The 2,142-nt window shown below is 71.0% G+C and carries 2 pseudogenes; both read left to right on the top strand.

The window, feature by feature from the left end:
* Window positions 1–110 precede the first annotated feature (110 nt).
* A pseudogene (locus JNW87_RS37935) lies at window positions 111–1,305 on the top strand (low temperature requirement protein A).
* 116 nt (window positions 1,306–1,421) lie between these two features.
* A pseudogene (locus tag JNW87_RS37930) lies at window positions 1,422–2,142 on the top strand (hypothetical protein); the annotation flags it as partial.

Genomic DNA, 2,142 nt, shown 5'->3' with positions numbered 1-2,142 from the left:
CCAGACCGCCGCCTAACCCGACGACCGAGATCTATCCCGGCTCCGCTGCGCTCCGCTGGGGGCTGCCGCCCGCCCAGTCACCGTTCATTTTCGAGCTAGGTGACCAGCCGATGACGACGAGCAGGGTAGCCGAGCTGCTGCGGAAACCCGGGGACCCCGAGCGGGCGACGTTCCTGGAGTTGTTCTTCGACCTCGTGTTCGTGCTCGCGTTCACCCAGCTCTCGCACGGGCTGATCCAGCACCTCGACTGGACCGGCGCCTTCCGGACGCTGGTGCTGCTGCTGGCCGTGGTGGGTCTGGTTCACCACGGCGTGGGTGACCGACAGGTTCGACCCGCAGCGGCCGGCGATACAGCTACTGGTCATCTCGATCATGGGCGGCAGCCTGGTGATGGCCGCCGCACTGCCCGGCGCCTTCGGCGACACCGGCCTGGTCTTCGCCGTCGTGTACGTCGCCATCCAGCTCGGCCGCAGCATCTTCCTCCGGCTCATCCTTCGGGGCCACGAGCTGCAGCGCAGAGCCGTGCGGGTGCTGTTCTGGTTCGGCGTGTCCGCGGTGCCGTGGATCGCGGGGGCGCTCGCGCACGGTACGACGCGTGGCCTGCTGTGGACGCTGGCCGTGGCCGTGGAGTACGGCGCATTCGTGCTCCACTACCCCACGCCCGGGCTCGGCCGCTCGCGCGAGTCGGAACTGCCGGTCGTGGCCGAGCACCTGTCCGAGCGCTACCGGCAGTTCTTCATCGTCGCCCTCGGCGAGTTGATCCTGCTCACCGGACTGGCGGTCACCGGCACCGGCTTCACGACCGACCGGACGGCGGCGGTCGTGGTGTCGTTCGCGACCACGGTGCTGCTGTGGCGGATCTACATCCACCGCGCCGGGCAACTGTTGCCCGCGGCCATCGCCGCGGTCCCCGACCCGGACCGCCTTGCCCGATCGGCCTCATACGCCCACCTGGTCATGGTGGCCGGCATCGTCGTCACCGCCGTCGGCGATCAACTCGTCATCGTCCAGGCCCTCGGACAGACCCGACCGGCCTGGATCGCCGTCATCCTCGGCGGACCCGCGCTGTTCATGGCCGGACGTGCCCTCTTCGAATACGAGGTGTTCAAGCGCGTACCCCGAGATCGGCCGGTCGCGCTGTTCGTGCTGGCCGCCATGTCGCCGGCTTTGCTCCTCGTACCGCCGCTGCTGGTCGCCGTCGCCGCCACCCTGGTCCTGGCCCTGAACGCCGTCTCCGACGCGACCCGCGCCGGACGACGCCCACCGAGCCACCGTGGCCACCAGGCGGACCATCGCGACGGGTAGGGCCCGCTGCGGTCGGTCCAGAGCCCCGACGCGGCTCAATCTTCTCTTATCCCAAACAAAGGGAAGTATCGATCGCGGCGCGTTTCCTGGACGGCACGCGACCGGTTGTACCGGGCGTGACGGCGACATCACCCGCCATCGACACGATCCCGTCGGCCACCCTGCCCCGATGGCGCATCACCTGGGCGGAACGCGAGAACGACCGGCGACGCCGCGCGCACCACGCCGAGACCGAGGCCTGGGTCCGGCGCAACGACCAACTGATCCGGCTGCAGATCGAGGCCGCGACGTTCCTCGGGTACGCGCAGCCGCGTACCGGCCTGCCGGTCGACCTCGACGACGACGAGGTCATCTACCGGGTGCTGCCGACCGCGGAACTGGTCGAGGCCGAGGCACGGCACGGTTCCGGACTACCCACGCCGGGGCTCACCGTCGTCATCACCAGCATCGACGCACCCGGCCGAACCCTGCCCAGAGGTCTGCGGGTCGTCGACGCCGGCATGGCCGTCGTGACCGACCGTCGGGTGGCCTTCGCCGGGCGCGAGTACCGGCGGGAGTGGGCGTACGCGGACATGGTGGGGCCCGCACACCACCCCCACACCCCGATCACCCTGCTGCACAGCACCGACGGAAGTCGGCTCACCGGGCTGCTGGTGCCGACCGCCGCGACCGTGAACTTCCGCTTCTACCTCACCCTCGCCTTCGCCGCCGCAGCCGGCCAACGCGCCGCCGTCGCCGCGCAGATCGACGCCCTGCGGGACGCCCACCGGCGCGCGCGGCCGACGCCACCGCCACCGGCCGAACCGGAGCACGCCCCGCTGACCGCGCTGCGTCCCG

The sequence above is a fragment of the Micromonospora sp. ATA51 genome (assembly GCF_016802855.1).
Lineage (GTDB): Bacteria > Actinomycetota > Actinomycetes > Mycobacteriales > Micromonosporaceae > Micromonospora > Micromonospora sicca.
The sequence above is the reverse complement of the archived record's forward strand: the minus strand, read 5'-3'. Positions and strand labels throughout refer to the sequence as shown.